Below are 441 nucleotides of genomic sequence, written 5' to 3' on the forward strand. Positions count from 1 at the left end.
TCGGGCTCGAGCAGAAGGTGATGGGCGGCAACGTGCCGTGGACGCTGCATCACCAGCACGCGGACCATGAAATGCTGAAGCCGGCATCGCAGTGCGAGCCGATCGAGTATCCGAAGCCGGACGGCAAGCTGACGTTCGACCGGCTGTCGTCGGTGTTCATCTCGAACACGAACCACGAGGAGAACCAGCCGGCGCACCTGACGCTGAAGGACGCGAGCGTGCCGGTGAACGTGAACCTGCGCACCTACGCGGGGCCGGAGGCGCGCTTCTGCCCGGCGGCGGTGTACGAGTTCATGAAGAACGACGACGGCAGCGATCGGCTGGTGATCAACGCGCAGAACTGCGTGCACTGCAAGACCTGCGACATCAAGGACCCGACGCAGAACATCGTGTGGGTCACGCCCGAAGGCGGCGGCGGGCCGAATTACCCGAACATGTAAC

General features: G+C 64.2%; 1 protein-coding gene. It reads left to right on the forward strand.

Annotation, left to right across the window (positions count from 1 at the left end; genetic code table 11):
- Positions 1–440: 4Fe-4S dicluster domain-containing protein (locus tag HWX03_RS36640; RefSeq protein ID WP_175874676.1), on the forward strand; the 440-nt coding region annotated here is incomplete at its 5' end.
- Between the last annotated feature and the right edge of the window lies 1 nt (position 441).

The sequence above is a fragment of the Burkholderia sp. BCC0397 genome (genome assembly GCF_902832865.1).
GTDB lineage: Bacteria > Pseudomonadota > Gammaproteobacteria > Burkholderiales > Burkholderiaceae > Burkholderia.